The following is a 14,209-nucleotide window of genomic DNA, read 5'->3' as shown; positions in this document are numbered from 1 at the left end:
GTACCGCAGCACGATAACCCGACATATCGGACTTTTCGCGCAATGCCGAACCTACGGCGTTCCGGACATCTGTCAGAGCGTCAGAAGCACCGGGAGCGCCACCTCGGGTCCGGATCCCAGGCAGCACGGATCTCGGGCTCGGACCTCAGCCCCCAGCATCAGCGGGCTCGGCCCCGGTGTGGGCGTCGACGACCGCCCTCAGCCGGCCGGCCGCTCCCGGGTGCCCAGACCTCGGGCTCAGGCCTCGGGCCCAGGCCTCGGGCTCAGACCTCGGGCCCAGGCCTCGGGCTCAGACCTCGGGCCCAGGCCTCGGGCTCAGACCTCGCGCTCAGACCTCGGGCCCAGACCTCAGGCTCAGACCTCGGGTCGCAGCATCGGCGGATTCAGCACCGTGGCCGAACCCGACCGGAACAGCTGGGCGGGGCGGCCGCCCTGACGGGTGGTCGTCCCCCCAGCAGGCACCAGGAAGCCGGGCGTGCCCGTCACCTTGCGATGGAAGTTCCTCGGGTCGAGCACCACGCCCCACACCGCCTCGTACACCCGGCGCAGCTCGCCGACCGTGAACGAGGGCGGGCAGAACGCGGTGGCCAGCGAGGAGTACTCGATCTTGGAACGGGCCCGCTCCACACCGTCGGCGAGGATCTGGGCGTGGTCGAAGGCCAGCGGGGCCTGCCGCTCGCCCTCGCGCCCGTAGCCCCCTTCCGGCCCGAGAAGGTCCTCGACAGGCGCCCAGCGCGCACTGTTCGCGTCGCCGCCCGCACGCGGAGCCGGCAGATCGGGCGCCAGCGCGAGATGGGCGACGCTTACGACCCTCATCCGGGGATCGCGCTCGGGCGCTCCGTACGTGGCGAGCTGTTCGAGATGTGCGCCGTTGCCGACCGACGGGGTCGCCGGGTCGTGCGCGCACAGCCCGGTCTCCTCGACGAGTTCGCGCGCCGCCGCGGCGCCGAGGTCCTCATCGGCTTTGACGAAGCCGCCGGGCAGCGCCCACCTGCCCTGGAACGGCGTCTCACCTCGGCGTACCACCAGCGCACAGAGCGCATGACGGCGCACCGTGAGCACAACCAGGTCGACGGTGACAGCGAAGGGCGGGAAGGTCGACGGGTCGTAGGGCGGCATGCCGTGATCATAGTCGTCTGCCTGACGATAAACACTCCCTTCGTGATGCCTCTTCACGGGTCCCGGCGCCTTCCGGACGGGCTTCCCCCGGGCCCGGACCGGTCGGCGACGGGGTGGCCACCGGCGACCCGTACCCCGGTCGCCGGCCACCTCCGGCTGTCCGGCGCCACGCTGCTCTCATCGGCCGGTCCGGGTCGCGCGGCGGCCCTGGTTCCGCGACTGCCCGGCCCGGCGGCGGCCGACGGCGCCCGACCGGACGGTCCGGGGCCGCGTCCGCCGCCGCCCGTCCGCCTGCGCCCGGGCGGAACGGGCCCCCGCGACCCGTCCCGCACCGTGGCCACGCCGTACCGTCCGGGTGTCGCGCCGCACGGCCCCCGTGTCCTGCGCCGTGTCGCGCGCCGCCGTCCGGGTGTCGCGCTCACCGCGCAGGCAGCGCCGCAGCGTCTCCGGATCGAGGCCCTGGTTGCAGGCCTCGTGCAGAAGCTGGGCGAAGGTGTACCGGGGATCCAGCCGGAGCGCGAGGCCCAGCGCCACCCGCGCCCCCGGCTCGTCGCCCGTCGACCACGAGACCCACCCCGCCAGCGCGAGCGGCGCCGCCGCGTGCTCCTCGTACGGCGTGACGCAGCGCCGTGCCAGTGCCCGCCACAGCCGCAGCGCGGACTCCGCTTCGGGCCCTTCCATCCATTCCGCGGCCCTGTCCCGGGTCTCCCGGTCCTGGAGGCCGAGGATCACCGCGGCGGCCTCCTCGTGACTGATCAGCCGGTCGTCGTTGAGGTCGGCCAGTGAGGGTGTCGCCGCCGGTGCCCGGCCGAGGCGCCTCATGAGCCGTCCGGCCAGTTCCAGCGTGGTGCCGCCGACCTCCTTGCGGCTCTCCTCGTCGAGGAGCTTCGGCACCAGCGCCGACCCCGCCGCGTCCAGGGCCTGTTCCTGCTCCCGGCCCGCCGCGCCGGTCCGGGGTGCCAGCCGGGCCTCCATCTCCCGCAGCGATCCGCGCACCTGGATACCGGCATACGTCGCTGCCGCCGCCATCACCGAGGTGCCGGGCACGGCCATCGGGTTCCCCTCCGCCGGGCAGCAGCGGGCGTCGGGGCAGACGTAGGACCAGAACCTGTTGCCGGAGATGCAGAGCGCTTCGAGCACGGGGACGTCCAGAGCCCCGCAGGCGGTACGCAGCCCCTGGGCGAAGGGCCGCAGCCGCTCCATGGTCCGGCTGCCGGTCTCCCCTTCGGCGGGTTCCTGGCAGAGGAAGACGACGATCGCGTCGGGGCGCCCGCCACGCCGCTCGCTCCCTTTGATCAGGCACTCGGCCAGCTGCTCGGCGACCGACGGCCATTCCTGCTCGGACTGCGGGATACCGAGCCTGAGACGCCCGCCGAAACGGCCCCGGCCGCCGTGCAGCGCGACCATGACCACGCTGTCGTTCGGATGGAACCCCATGAGATACGGGAGTGCGTCGGCCAGCTCGGCGGGGCCGCGCAAAGTGATCTGCTGCTCATCGGACGGACCGGTGGATTCGTGGTGCTTGTTCATGGGATGACCGTCCCGCGTCGGGACGGTTTCCGCGACCCCCTGTGGATAACTTGTCCACAGGGGGTGAGACCGGTCCGGGGCCCCCGAGCCGGGAGCCGCGGTCGGCGCCGTTCCTCAGCCGGCCAGGGCCAGGACGAGCGGCAGCACCGGACCCGATCCGCTCTGGCTCAGGAGGCGCGCGCCCACGGCCAGGGTCCAGCCGGAGTCGGAGTAGTCGTCAACGAGCAGGACCGGGCCGGCGGCCCCGGCCAGGGCGGCGGCCAGTTCGTCTGGCACGGCGAACGAGGCGGCCAGGGCACGCAGTCGCTGGGCGGAGTTGCTGCGGTGGGCCGCGAACTCGCCGGCTTCCGGGGTGTGGACCAGGCTGCCCAGCAGCGGGAGCCTGCCCACCCTGGCCACACCCTCCGCCAGGGAGCCGACCAGCTGGGGGCGGGTGCGGGACGGCATCGAGACGATCCCCACCGGCCGCGCCACCGCGTCGGGAGAGCCGCTCGCCCAGCCGCCCGGCGAACGGGCCCAGTCCGCCAGCACGGTCACGACGGCGTTCAGGACGTCGTCCGGCACCCGCCCGTCCGCCGCCTGCTCCGCCAGGAGCGGGCGCAGCCGGTTGCCCCAGCCGATGTCCGACAGCCTGCCCAGCGCCCGCCCGGTGACCGCCTGCTGGCCCGCGGGAATGCGGCCCTTGAGATCCATGCCGACCGCGGCGAGCCCGGTCGGCCACATCTTGCGGGGCTCGACCTCGACTCCCGGCCGGTCCAGTTCGCCCGTCGCCGCCGCGAGAGCCGCCGAGGAGACCGCGGGATCGAGCCAGGGCCCGGCGCAGGTGTCGCAGCGGCCGCACGGCGTCGCCTTCTCGTCATCGAGCTGCCGCTGCAGGAACTCCATCCGGCACCCCGTGGTCGCCACGTAGTCCCGCATGGCCTGCTGCTCGGTCTCCCGCTGCTTGGCCACCCAGGCGTACCGCTGCGCGTCGTACGCCCACGGCTGCCCCGTCGCGGTCCAGCCCCCCTTCACCCGCTTGACCGCCCCGTCGACGTCGAGCACCTTCAGCATCGTCTCCAGGCGCGAGCGCCGGAGGTCCACCAGTGGTTCCAGCGCGGGCAGCGACAGCGGACGGCCCGCCTGTTCCAGTACGTCCAGCGTGCGGCGCACCTGCTCCTCGGGCGGGAAGCCGACCGACGCGAAATACGCCCAGATCGCCTCGTCCTCCTTGCCCGGGAGCAGCAGCACATCCGCGTGGTCCACGCCGCGCCCCGCGCGCCCCACCTGCTGGTAGTAGGCGATCGGGGACGAGGGCGAGCCCAGGTGCACGACGAACCCCAGGTCCGGCTTGTCGAAGCCCATGCCCAGCGCCGACGTCGCCACCAGCGCCTTCACCCGGTTCGCGAGCAGATCCTCCTCGGCCTGCAACCGGTCGGCGTTCTCCGTCTTCCCCGTGTAGGACGCCACCGGATAGCCGCGCTGACGCAGGAACGCCGCGACCTCCTCGGCCGCCGCCACCGTCAGCGTGTAGATGATCCCCGAACCCGGCAGATCCCCCAGCCGCTCCCCCAGCCACGCCAGCCGGTGCGCCGCGTTCGGCAGTTCCAGCACCCCCAGCCGCAGGCTCTTGCGGTCCAGCGGCCCGCGCAGGACCAGGGCGTCACCACTGCCCGTGCCCAGCTGCTCCGCGACGTCCGCGGTCACCCGCGCGTTCGCCGTGGCCGTGGTGGCCAGCACCGGGACGCCCGCCGGCAGCTCCGCGAGCATCGTGCGCAGCCGGCGGTAGTCGGGCCGGAAGTCGTGTCCCCAGTCGGAGATGCAGTGCGCCTCGTCGACCACCAGCAGACCGGTCGTGGCCGCGAGCTTCGGCAGCACCTGGTCCCGGAAGTCCACGGAGTTGAGGCGCTCCGGGCTGACGAGGAGGACGTCGGTCTCGCCGCGCTCCACCTCCCCGTAGATCGTTTCCCACTCCTCCGGGTTGGCCGAGTTGATCGTCCGCGCCCGGATGCCGGCCCGTGCCGCGGACTCGACCTGGTTGCGCATCAGGGCCAGCAGCGGGGAGATGATCACCGTGGGACCCGAGCCGCGCCGCCGCAGCAGAGCGGTGGCCACGAAGTAGACGGCCGACTTCCCCCAGCCGGTGCGCTGCACCACCAGGGCCCGCCGTCGCTCCTGGACCAGGGCGGACACCGCCTGCCACTGGTCCTCCCGCAGCCGGGCAGGGCCTCCGGGATCACCGACGAGCTCGGCGAGGACGGCATCTGCTTCAGTGCGGAGTTCCAGGTTGTCCATGACCCCCATGCAACCCGATGACACCGACAATCGACGACTTCACCCCGCGTGAGGACCCGCTCACCTGCGGGAGGGCCGGGACGGGCCAGGTGTTTTCGCTGGTCCTCGCCGTTCAGGCGGGACAGGTGGCGTCATCCGGTGCTGGACTGGGCAGGGATATCCGTGTCATTCCGGCTGATTACCGTCAGCTGCGCCAATTGCTCGTTGCCGCCCGCCGATACGCCAGGAAGAATTGGTCTCGCTCCCCGCACGGTCTCTTCGCGGGCCCGGAAGGGCTGTGCCGCGGCGCGCCCTCACCCGACCCTGCCCGCATCGTGGGCGCGTATGCGAAGGGAGGACCGTGACCTTCGGATTCGCTCCGTCCGCAGCCACTTCGATGTCGGCCACCGCCGACTCCGCCAACCGCCTTGCCAGAATGCTCGAACCGGCCGAGTGGGCGGCAGCGGGCATACCGCTGCTCCGCAGCCCGCGCGAGGTGGTCAGCGGGCTGCACGCCAGGCACCTGCCGACGCCCGAGACCGCCGTCGTCGCCGTGCTCGACCACGAGGAACGGCTGGCGGCCAGCGCTTCGTTCGCCCGCCGTTCGGTGACGGCGGACGGCTGGGAGTTCCGCAACGCGCTGCTCGCGCATCTGCGCCGGGTCATCCCGCACGATCTCCGCCGCCGCACTCCGGTCCGTACCGCGGTCCTGCTCTACTGCCGCGAGGGGGACGAGCGTTGGACGGAGGAGGACGGGGCCTGGATGTGGGGCCTGCGGGACGCCTGCACGCTGCACGGGCTGCGGTGCGGCGCGTACATCACGCTGACCCGGGGCGGCTGGCAGGTGCTCGGTGAGGGCCGGGGCGGCCGTCGCCCCAGTTCCACGTCACAGCCGACCGCCCTCGCCGACACCGCGCTGGACCAGGATCCGGCGCCGCTGCGCACCGGCGGCGGCGCCGTGCAGGCACTGCACCGCACCGCGGCCCGCTGACCCGGCCCCCGGGCGCCCGGCCACCCCTACGGGCGGCCGGGTCGGCCATGGGCCGCCGCGTGCAGCGGCTCAGACACCGGCGCCGAGCACCGCGTTGATCCGCTGCGGGTCACCGCAGACGATCAGCAGGGTTCCGGCGCCGCGCTGCGCTGCCGACAGCGTGCGGGCGGCGGCGTCGTCGACGGCACCGTTGACCGCGACGATCACCACCGGGCGGGACGTCACCCGCTCCGCTGCCGTGGCACCGGCGAAGAACACGTCGTCGCCCGCTTCGTGCTGGGCCCAGTAGGCGGCCTCGCCGAAGGAGAGCTCGTGCGTGGCCCACGGGTGCTGCTCACCGGTGGTGAGCACCAGGATGTCGCCGGGCGCGCGGCCCGAGTCGAGCAGCAGGTCCACCGCCTCGTCGGCGGCGTCGAGCGCACCGTCGGCCGAGGCGGGGATCAGCTGCAGCTGGGGTGCGGAACGATTCTCCGGCCGGGCCGCCTGGGGCCGGTCGGAGCTGGAGTGCGGGCGCGGCGCCGGGGGCGCGGGCCTCGCGGGGCCGGGACCCGGACGACCGGGGCGCGGCATGGCCGCGGAACGCGGACCGGGTACGGGACGAGGGGTCGACGCGGTGCGGCCGGTGGCCGGAGTGGCGCGGGGACCCTGGGCGCTCTCGTGAATCTGAGGCTCCTCGGGGATGAGAGGCATGGGTGGTTGTCTATCAAACGCCGGCGCACGGGGCGTCGGCGGGTGGGTACATGTGCGCGATCAGAAGTCGAAGCCGAGCTGGCCCCCGCTTTCCAGTGCGGCCGCCTCGGCGGAGAAGCGGACCTTCTTGAGGTGCTGCCACCTGGGCAGCGCGTCGAGGTAGGACCACGAGAGGCGGTGGTGGGCCGTGGGCCCCCGCTCCTCCAGCGCGGCCCGGTGCACGGGGGACGGGTAGCCGGCGTTGGCGTCGAAGGCGAAGTCCGCGTACTCGCCGGTCTCCGCGCCGAGTTCGGCCATCACGGTGTCCCTGCGGACCTTCGCGATCACGGAGGCCGCCGCGACCGCGACGCAGGACTGGTCGCCCTTGATGACGGTACGGACCTGCCAGGGGCTGCCCAGGTAGTCGTGCTTGCCGTCCAGGATCACCGCGTCGGGCCGCACCGGCAGCGCCTCCAGGGCCCGCACGGCGGCGAGCCGGAGCGCGGCGGTCATCCCGAGTTCGTCGATCTCCTGCGGGGAGGCGTCGCCGAGTCCGTAGGCCGTGACCCAGCGCTCCAGCAGCGGTGCGAGCTCCGCGCGGCGCTTGGGGCTGATCAGCTTGGAGTCGGTGAGTCCGGCGGGAGGCTTGCGGAGGCCGGTGACCGCGGCACACACGGTGACCGGTCCCGCCCACGCTCCGCGTCCGACCTCGTCGACACCGGCGACGGTCTTGGCACCGGTGGTGGCGCGCAGTGAGCGCTCGACGGTGTGCGTGGGTGGTTCGTACGGCATGGCGCCAGTCAGCGTACGCCGATGAGTCCGCCGAGAACACCCCGGGGCGCCCCTCGGCCGCCCCCCGGCCGGCCCCGGCTCATCGGACGGGCCGGGGCAGGGCCTCGTGCGGGGCCTCAGGGGCGGACGTACGAAGTGCTCAGCGCCGGGGGCCGGCGGGGGCGGCGCGGAAGAACGGCACGGCGACCTGATCGATCAGGTCGGCGATGTCCCCGTCCGTCCATTCGCTGCCGCACACCTTGGTGCGATACATCATCATCGCGGGGATGACGTCGAAGGCCAGCCCGCGCAGGGCGTCGGGGCGCACCTCGCCGCGGTCGACACCCCTGCTCACCACTTCTCTTATGAGGCTGGTCGTCGGCCCGACGACACCACTGAGGATCATCGACTGGAACCGTTCGGCGGTGTCCGCATCGCACTCGTGAAGGACCGCGCGCAGCGCCGAGCCCGACTGGGAGAGCATCGCGTCACGGAGCCGGCAGCACAGCTGATAGAGGTCGTCCCGGATGTTCCCGTGGTCCGGCGCCTCCCCGATCGCCGGGAGCGCGCTGCGCAGCGCGTCCGCGACCAGGTCCTCCTTGGAGGGCCACCTCCGGTAGATCGCGGCCTTGCCGGTCTGGGCTCCGGCGGCGACCCCCTCCATCGTGAGCCCGCTCCAGCCGACCGTACTCAGCCGCTCCAGGGCGGCTTCGAGGATCGCGCGTTCCAGCACGGGTCCGCGGCGCCTGAGTGACACCACCGGCTGCCGGGCGGCGGCGGCCGATCGCGAAGTAACCATGAGCTTCTCTCCATCGGAACAGATCGGATCACAGCGGGGCGGTACGCCCGCGCCGGGCTGAGCAGGTCCCGGCCGGGACGGCGGATCCGGACGCGGCGCGACAACGGCGATTCAGTGAACGCTTGCGTTCACTGAAGGGGACTCACTAACGTTGACGACGCAGTGAACGGTTCCGTTCACTAATTCACTTGTGGGGGACCCATGGTGACAACCTCTCAGTTAAACGAACGAAGCGCACCGGGCGCGGCACGACGGCAGGGGCGCCCGGGGATCGCCCTGGCCGTCATCGCCGCCTGTCAGTTGATGGTTGTGCTCGACTCCACGATCGTCAACATCGCCCTCCCGCACATCCAGGACGCGCTCAGCTTCTCGACCACCGATCTCTCCTGGGTCCTCAGCGCCTACACGCTCACCTTCGGCGGCCTCCTGCTGCTCGGCGGCAGGGCCGGGGACATCCTGGGCCGCCGGCGGGTCTTCATGACGGGCATCCTGGTCTTCACCCTGGCCTCGCTGCTCGGCGGATTCGCCCAGGAGCCCTGGCAGTTGCTGGCGGCGCGCGCTCTCCAGGGCATCGGTGGCGCCATCGCCTCACCGACCTCGCTGGCCCTGATCACCACCACGTTCCCGGAGGGCCCCGAGCGCAACCGCGCCTTCGGTGTCTTCGCCGCGGTCTCGGCGGGCGGCGGCGCGATCGGTCTGCTGGCGGGCGGACTGCTCACCGAATGGCTCGACTGGCGCTGGGTGTTCTTCGTCAACGTGCCGATCGGCGTGCTGATCGCCGTCCTGGCGCCGCTGTACATCAACGAGTCCGAGAAGCATCCCGGCCGCTTCGACATCTCGGGCGCGCTGACCTCGACGCTCGGCATGGCCTCGCTCGTGTACGGGTTCATCCGGGCATCCGAGGAGGGCTGGCGGGACTCGCTCACCCTGGGTTCGTTCGGTGCCGCGGTGATCCTGCTCGCCTCGTTCGTCCTCATCGAGATGCGGGCCAGGGAACCGATCACTCCGCTGCGGATGTTCGCCGACCGCAACCGTTCGGGTACGTACGTGATCATGCTCAGCCTGGCCGCTGCCATGTTCGGCATGTTCTTCTTCATCGTGCTGTTCGTGCAGAACGTACTGGCCTACAGCCCCATCGAGTCGGGCCTGGCGTTCCTGCCGGTGACCGTCGCGATCATCGTGGGAGCGGGGCTCTCGCAGCGGTTCCTGCCGGTGCTCGGACCCAAGCCGTTCATGGTCACGGGTTCGGCGTTCAGCGGCGTGGGTCTGATCTGGCTCACGTTCATCTCGCCGGACAGCTCCTACCTGTCCGGAGTCCTGGGCCCGATGCTCGTCTTCGGCTTCGGCATGGGGCTGAACTTCGTCACGCTCACGCTGACGGCCGTCTCCGGAGTCGCCCAGCACGAGGCCGGAGCGGCCTCCAGCCTGCTCAACGCCAGCCAGCAGGTGGGCGGTTCGCTGGGACTCTCCATCCTGGTCACGGTCTTCGGCACGGCGAGCCGCAACGAGGCGGAGAAGCAGGTCCCACGGTTCCTCGCCCAGGCGTCGCCCGAGCAGAAGGCGGAGTTCGCCAAGACCCGGGAGCTGCCGGGAAGCTGGGGCCACGCGGTGCTCGCGCAGGGCATCTCCACCGCGTTCCTCGCGGCGGTGGCCATGGCGGGCCTCGCCCTGCTGACCGCGCTGCTGGTGATCCGGGTGCGCAAGAGCGATCTGGAGGCGCTGAGCGGAAAGGCGTCGGCCGGGGGGCCGGTCGCCTAGCGGCCGCGCGCACGGAGCCGGAAGGCACGGTTGCGGGCCGCCCCGAGTGGGGCGGCCCGCAACCGGTCCAGTGCGTACGGGGATCAGTACGGGTCGTAGGGGTCGTACTGGTCGTAGGGGTCGTACTGGTCGTCCGAGCCGCCGCGCTCGCTCCCGTTGTCCCCGGACCCCAGGCCCCGGCAGTCACGGGTACGGGCGCCGGGATCCCAGTCCCCGAGAATGTCCCGGGCCCTCGACTCGCCCCAGCTCGTGGCGTACCACGGCTCGTCCGAACTCCGCAGGGTCCGCTGGATCTCCTCCAGCGCGCAGGAGCGCAACGGCTCCGGCAGGGTGTCCAGGGCCGGTACGGCGTCGGCCGAGAGGCCCTGGAGGTACTCGATGTCGATGGAGTGGTCGCTGCGGTAGCGCTGCACGTTCTGCTCCGCGATCAGGCCGTCGGGCGACAGCAGTCCGAACGCCAGGACGCCGGCCGCCGCGCTCGCCGCGACGGCGCGCGGCAGCAGCCGCGCGCCGAAGACACCGGCCGCCATGATCAGCACGAGGACGGCACCCAGCCACAGTTCGACCGCCGCCACCGAGATGCGCAGCCTGGTCAGGCCGTAGGCGTCGACGTAGAGGTCCATGCGCCGCAGCGCGGAGGCGACGACGACGAGCGTCAGCAGGCAGAGCGTGCCGAGGACGCCGTGCACGAGCGTACGGTCGCGGGCTCCGCCGCGCGGGGCCCAGCGCAGGGCGAGCGCGATCACCAGCAGGGTGAGCAGGGTGGCCCACAGCAGCTGCCAGAATCCCTCCCGGGCGTACTGGGAGTAGCTGAGGTCGGTCTCGGCCATCACCTTGTCGTACCCGCCGAGCAGCACCGTGAGCTGGATGGCGAGGAAGCCGGCGAAGAGCAGGTTCAGGACGATCAGCGGCAGCGCCCATTCCAGCCGTCCGCGCGCCTTGCCCGGGCGTACCGGCAGCTTGTCCCAGCGCACCGGAGCGGCGGCGGTGTACGCGGCGGCGAGCGCGCCGACGAGTCCGAGCACGGCGAGGAAGAGCCGCCACGGGCCGTCGCCGATCGACACATCGGGGATCAGGTCGCCGAGCACGTCGGCGAACGCGGCGTCGGCACTCGCGAAGAGCGCCCCGAACACGATGAGCAGGACGATCGCCACGGCGCCGGAGCGCACGACGACACCCCAGCGGCCGCGGGAGCCCGCCATCCGGTCGCGCAGCCCCCGCACCGCCCAGCCGAGCGACTCGGCGACGGACGTGAGCAGTCCCAGCGAACCGAGGAAGACCCCGAGCCAGCTGCGGCTGCCGTGCAGCGCGAGCGAGCCGAGCGCGAAGGCGGACACGATGGCCAGGAAGCTCGGCCAGCCGGCGTCCCGGAGTGCGGGGACGACGAGCAGGGCCAGTCCGCCGACCGCCCAGACCGCCGTCCACGGGCGCAGCCGGCGAGCGGCCGAGCGGGCGGCGAAGTACGCGGCGAGCGCCGCCGGGAGCGCCACGAGAAGCAGGTTCAGGCCGATGCCGTCACCGAGCAGCAGCGCGCTGAGCAGGCCGGTCGCGAGGACGGACCAGAGGGTGGCCACGGGTATGTCTCCCGGCCTGGCCGGGCGCAGCAGCGAGAGCTCCTTGGGGGCCGTCCGGCCCTGCCCCCACGGATCGGCTCGTGTCGGACGCGCCTGCTGCGCGTACGAGGGCACCTTCGGGGGCTCCGGCACCCCGGCCGGCATCGTCTGCTGTGCGGTGTCGCCGGGCGGCGGGACCTCGGCCGCCGCAGGCTCCGCCGTGGCCGGATCCGAGCCGTTCTCCGGCCGGGACGGTTCTGCTGTGTGATCTGACACGGGACCCCTCCCCACCGGGGTCCGCTCACGCGAGCCCTGGGCAGCGCGGCCCCCCGGCGTCTCATTCGGTGCACACCCGTCGTGATGATCACCGAGGGATGATCACCGGGGGCGGCGTGGCCGAAAGAGTAACCCCGGGTGACGGTCGTGAGCCGTACGGGGCGGCGCTGTGGCAGTACCGTGACAGTCGGGTGCCCGACGGCCGGGGGTCGCTACCCGGCCGTCCAGTCGGGCAGCGCTTCGGTCCGCTGCGTCCAGTCGGCCGGCGGCGCGCCCGCGGTGCCCGCGGCGACGACTCCGCCGACGATCGCGCAGGTCGTGTCGACGTCGCCGCCCGCCTGCGCGGTCACCCAGAAGGCGGTCTCGAAGTCACCGAGGCTGCGGGCCGCCGACCAGAGCGCGAAGGGCACGGTGTCGTGCGCGCTCGTGCGGCGCCCGTTGCCGAGGACGGCGGCGACCGTGCCCGCGTCCTCGTAGTCCAGCATGTCGCGGGCCCGGCGCAGCCCGGCTCCGACCGCGCTGCGGGGTACGAGCGCGATCACGCCGTCCAGGAGTTCGGCCGGCTTCGGCGGCCCGCCGGGCGCGGCGGCGAGCGAGGCGGCCGCGGCGACGGCCATCGCGCCGACGACGGCCTCCCGGTGCTGATGCGTGGTGTACGAGGAGATCTCGGCCTGGTGCGTGGCCTGCTCGGGGTCGTCCGCGTACCAGGCGCCGAGCGGCGCGATGCGCATCGAGGAGCCGTTGCCCCACGAGCCCTGGCCCTTGAACAGCGCGGAGGCCAGCTCCCGCCAGTCCCCGCCCTCCCGGACCAGCCTCAGCAGGCGGTTCACGGCGGGGCCGTATCCCCGGTCGAAGTCGTGGTGCACCGCGAAGGAGCGGGCGAGGGCGTCCTGGTCGATCCGGCCGTACTGCCGGAGCACGGCCAGCACCGAGGCGGCCATCTCGGTGTCGTCGGTCCACTGCCAGGGGCCGGGCGGCAGGGCGCGGTCCTTCAGGAGCGGATAGTTCGCGGGCACGAAGAACTGGGAGCCCAGGGCGTCTCCCACGGAGAGGCCGCGCAGGCTGCCAAGGGCGCGGTCGAAGCGCTGGTCGGAAGCGGATTCGGTCATCGCTTCCACTCTATCCGGTGATGCCGTACGGCTCAGGGGTGCGCCAGCGCTCGAACGGCCTGTCCAGCGTGTAGCGCCCGTCCTTCCCGAGCACCAGCGTCCGGGACTCCCCGTTGCCGGGGTTGGAGAGCGACTCGAATTCGGCCACGGACCAGTGGAACCAGCGCATGCAGAAGAGCCGCATGGTCAGCCCGTGCGTGACCAGCAGGACGTTCTGCGGGTGGTCGGGGTCCTCGAAGCTCCGGTACAGGCTCTCCAGGAACGCGCCCACCCGGTCGTACACGTCCGCGCCCGACTCACCCTGCGCGAAGCGGTAGAAGAAGTGCCCGTACGCGTCCCGGTACGCCTTCTGGAGGCGTACGTCGTCCCGGTCCTGCCAGTTCCCCCAGTCCTGCTCGCGCAGCCGGGGCTCCTCGCGCACCCGGACCCGCCCGAGGTCCAGCCCGAGGGAGGTGAACGTCTGGTGCGTACGGCGGTAGGGCGAGACGTACACACTGACCCGCTCCCCGTCGAAGAGCTCGCGCAGCCGCACCCCGGCCTCGCGGGCCTGCCGCAGTCCGGCCGGGGTGAGCCTCAGCGCGTGGTCGGGCTCGCGCTCGTACACCGTGTCGTCGGCGTTGCCCTCGGACTCGCCGTGCCTGATGAGGACGATGCGTTGCGGTCTTGCCATGTACCGACCCTAGATCGAGTCGCCGCCGTTCGAGCAGTTGTCCGGAACCCGACGCTCCATGTCGGCGGTGAATCCCCGGCGGGTCACACGGTCCACGAGGGTTCGAGCTGGACGACGTCGCCGGTGAGCGAGGCCACGTCCTCCTCGGTCTGCGCCCGCTGCGAGAGCCGTTCCACGCTCCCCGGCCGGTACTTGCCGCGTTCGGCGCTCGACTGCCACATCGACAGGACCAGGAACTCGTGCCCGGGGGCCTCGCCGAAGACACCGCGCAGCATGCCGGGCGATCCGGCCATCGCCGGGTTCCACACCCGCTGCTGCATCAGCGCGAAGTGCTCGACGCGGTCCTCGTGCACCCTGCTGTGCGCCACCCTGACCACGTCCGCGTCGGTGAAGCGGGGCTCGAAGCCGGTCTTCACGTCGAAGCGGTACTCGAACAGCTTGACCTGGATGTCGTTGCACGTGCCGGTCTGCGCGGCGGCTAGGGCGTCGTGTCCGCGCGCCATGAACGAGTCGTAGAAGACCCGGTTCTCCCAGAACGCGAAGACATGGGCCACCTCCGGCCGGCCACGGCTCCAGCCGCCGCCCTGCCCCCTGAATCCCGGCTCACCCAGCAGCCCCGCCCACTTCCGCTGCCCCCGCTCGAATCCCCGACGGTCCACCACACTGCAGCGAATCCACTTGACCAGCACTGCGCCATCGTACGGGTGACGG

Annotated in this window: 12 protein-coding genes; 2 read left to right on the top strand and 10 right to left on the bottom strand. The window is 72.5% G+C overall.

Annotated elements, in window-relative coordinates; translation table 11 throughout:
- Positions 1-354 precede the first annotated feature (354 nt).
- The 3 genes from OG408_RS29760 to OG408_RS29750 all read right to left on the bottom strand — a co-directional run bounded on the left by OG408_RS29760 (position 355) and on the right by OG408_RS29750 (position 4,923).
- Complete coding sequence (locus OG408_RS29760; protein ID WP_266783737.1) at positions 355-1,119, bottom strand: NUDIX hydrolase; 765 nt, start codon at positions 1,117-1,119, stop codon at positions 355-357.
- A 177-nt stretch (positions 1,120-1,296) separates the two neighbouring features.
- Positions 1,297-2,649, bottom strand: coding sequence for a DUF4192 domain-containing protein (locus OG408_RS29755; RefSeq protein ID WP_326672912.1), 1,353 nt, complete (start codon positions 2,647-2,649; stop codon positions 1,297-1,299).
- Positions 2,650-2,763: 114 nt separating this feature from the next.
- Positions 2,764-4,923: a RecQ family ATP-dependent DNA helicase gene (locus OG408_RS29750; protein WP_326672910.1), complete on the bottom strand. Its 2,160-nt coding sequence runs from the start codon at positions 4,921-4,923 to the stop codon at positions 2,764-2,766.
- Between the two features lie 340 nt (positions 4,924-5,263).
- Between OG408_RS29750 and OG408_RS29745 the strand changes: the two genes are divergently transcribed.
- Entirely contained in the window at positions 5,264-5,893 is a 630-nt protein-coding gene (locus tag OG408_RS29745) for a hypothetical protein (RefSeq protein WP_266783731.1), read from the top strand.
- A 69-nt stretch (positions 5,894-5,962) separates the two neighbouring features.
- Here the strand turns inward: OG408_RS29745 and OG408_RS29740 are convergent, their stop codons facing one another.
- The 3 genes from OG408_RS29740 to OG408_RS29730 all read right to left on the bottom strand — a co-directional run bounded on the left by OG408_RS29740 (position 5,963) and on the right by OG408_RS29730 (position 8,132).
- A complete protein-coding gene (locus tag OG408_RS29740; protein WP_326672908.1) occupies positions 5,963-6,583 on the bottom strand; it encodes a hypothetical protein in 621 nt (206 codons plus the stop codon).
- Positions 6,584-6,643: 60 nt separating this feature from the next.
- Positions 6,644-7,354: a ribonuclease HII gene (locus tag OG408_RS29735; RefSeq protein WP_266783727.1), complete on the bottom strand. Its 711-nt coding sequence runs from the start codon at positions 7,352-7,354 to the stop codon at positions 6,644-6,646.
- Between the two features lie 139 nt (positions 7,355-7,493).
- Positions 7,494-8,132 carry a TetR/AcrR family transcriptional regulator gene (locus tag OG408_RS29730; protein WP_266783724.1) on the bottom strand — a complete coding sequence of 213 codons (639 nt, stop codon included), beginning with the start codon at positions 8,130-8,132 and terminating at the stop codon, positions 7,494-7,496.
- A 201-nt stretch (positions 8,133-8,333) separates the two neighbouring features.
- On the opposite strand from OG408_RS29730, the gene OG408_RS29725 reads away from it, so the two are divergent.
- Positions 8,334-9,890, top strand: coding sequence for an MFS transporter (locus tag OG408_RS29725; RefSeq protein ID WP_405405779.1), 1,557 nt, complete (start codon positions 8,334-8,336; stop codon positions 9,888-9,890).
- Between the two features lie 83 nt (positions 9,891-9,973).
- Here the strand turns inward: OG408_RS29725 and OG408_RS29720 are convergent, their stop codons facing one another.
- The 4 genes from OG408_RS29720 to OG408_RS29705 all read right to left on the bottom strand — a co-directional run bounded on the left by OG408_RS29720 (position 9,974) and on the right by OG408_RS29705 (position 14,187).
- Complete coding sequence (locus OG408_RS29720; protein WP_326672905.1) at positions 9,974-11,719, bottom strand: DUF4153 domain-containing protein; 1,746 nt, start codon at positions 11,717-11,719, stop codon at positions 9,974-9,976.
- Between the two features lie 212 nt (positions 11,720-11,931).
- Positions 11,932-12,828, bottom strand: a complete 897-nt coding sequence (locus OG408_RS29715) for an ADP-ribosylglycohydrolase family protein (RefSeq protein ID WP_285571391.1) — start codon at positions 12,826-12,828, stop codon at positions 11,932-11,934.
- A 10-nt stretch (positions 12,829-12,838) separates the two neighbouring features.
- The gene (locus OG408_RS29710; protein ID WP_266783718.1) at positions 12,839-13,498 is read right to left on the bottom strand and encodes a histidine phosphatase family protein; all 660 of its coding nucleotides are present in this window, start codon (positions 13,496-13,498) and stop codon (positions 12,839-12,841) included.
- 83 nt (positions 13,499-13,581) lie between these two features.
- The gene (locus OG408_RS29705) at positions 13,582-14,187 is read right to left on the bottom strand and encodes a YdbC family protein (RefSeq protein ID WP_266783716.1); all 606 of its coding nucleotides are present in this window, start codon (positions 14,185-14,187) and stop codon (positions 13,582-13,584) included.
- Between the last annotated feature and the right edge of the window lie 22 nt (positions 14,188-14,209).

It is taken from the genome of Streptomyces sp. NBC_01257 (assembly GCF_035917255.1).
GTDB lineage: Bacteria > Actinomycetota > Actinomycetes > Streptomycetales > Streptomycetaceae > Streptomyces.
This window is presented reverse-complemented; position numbering and strand designations above follow the sequence as displayed.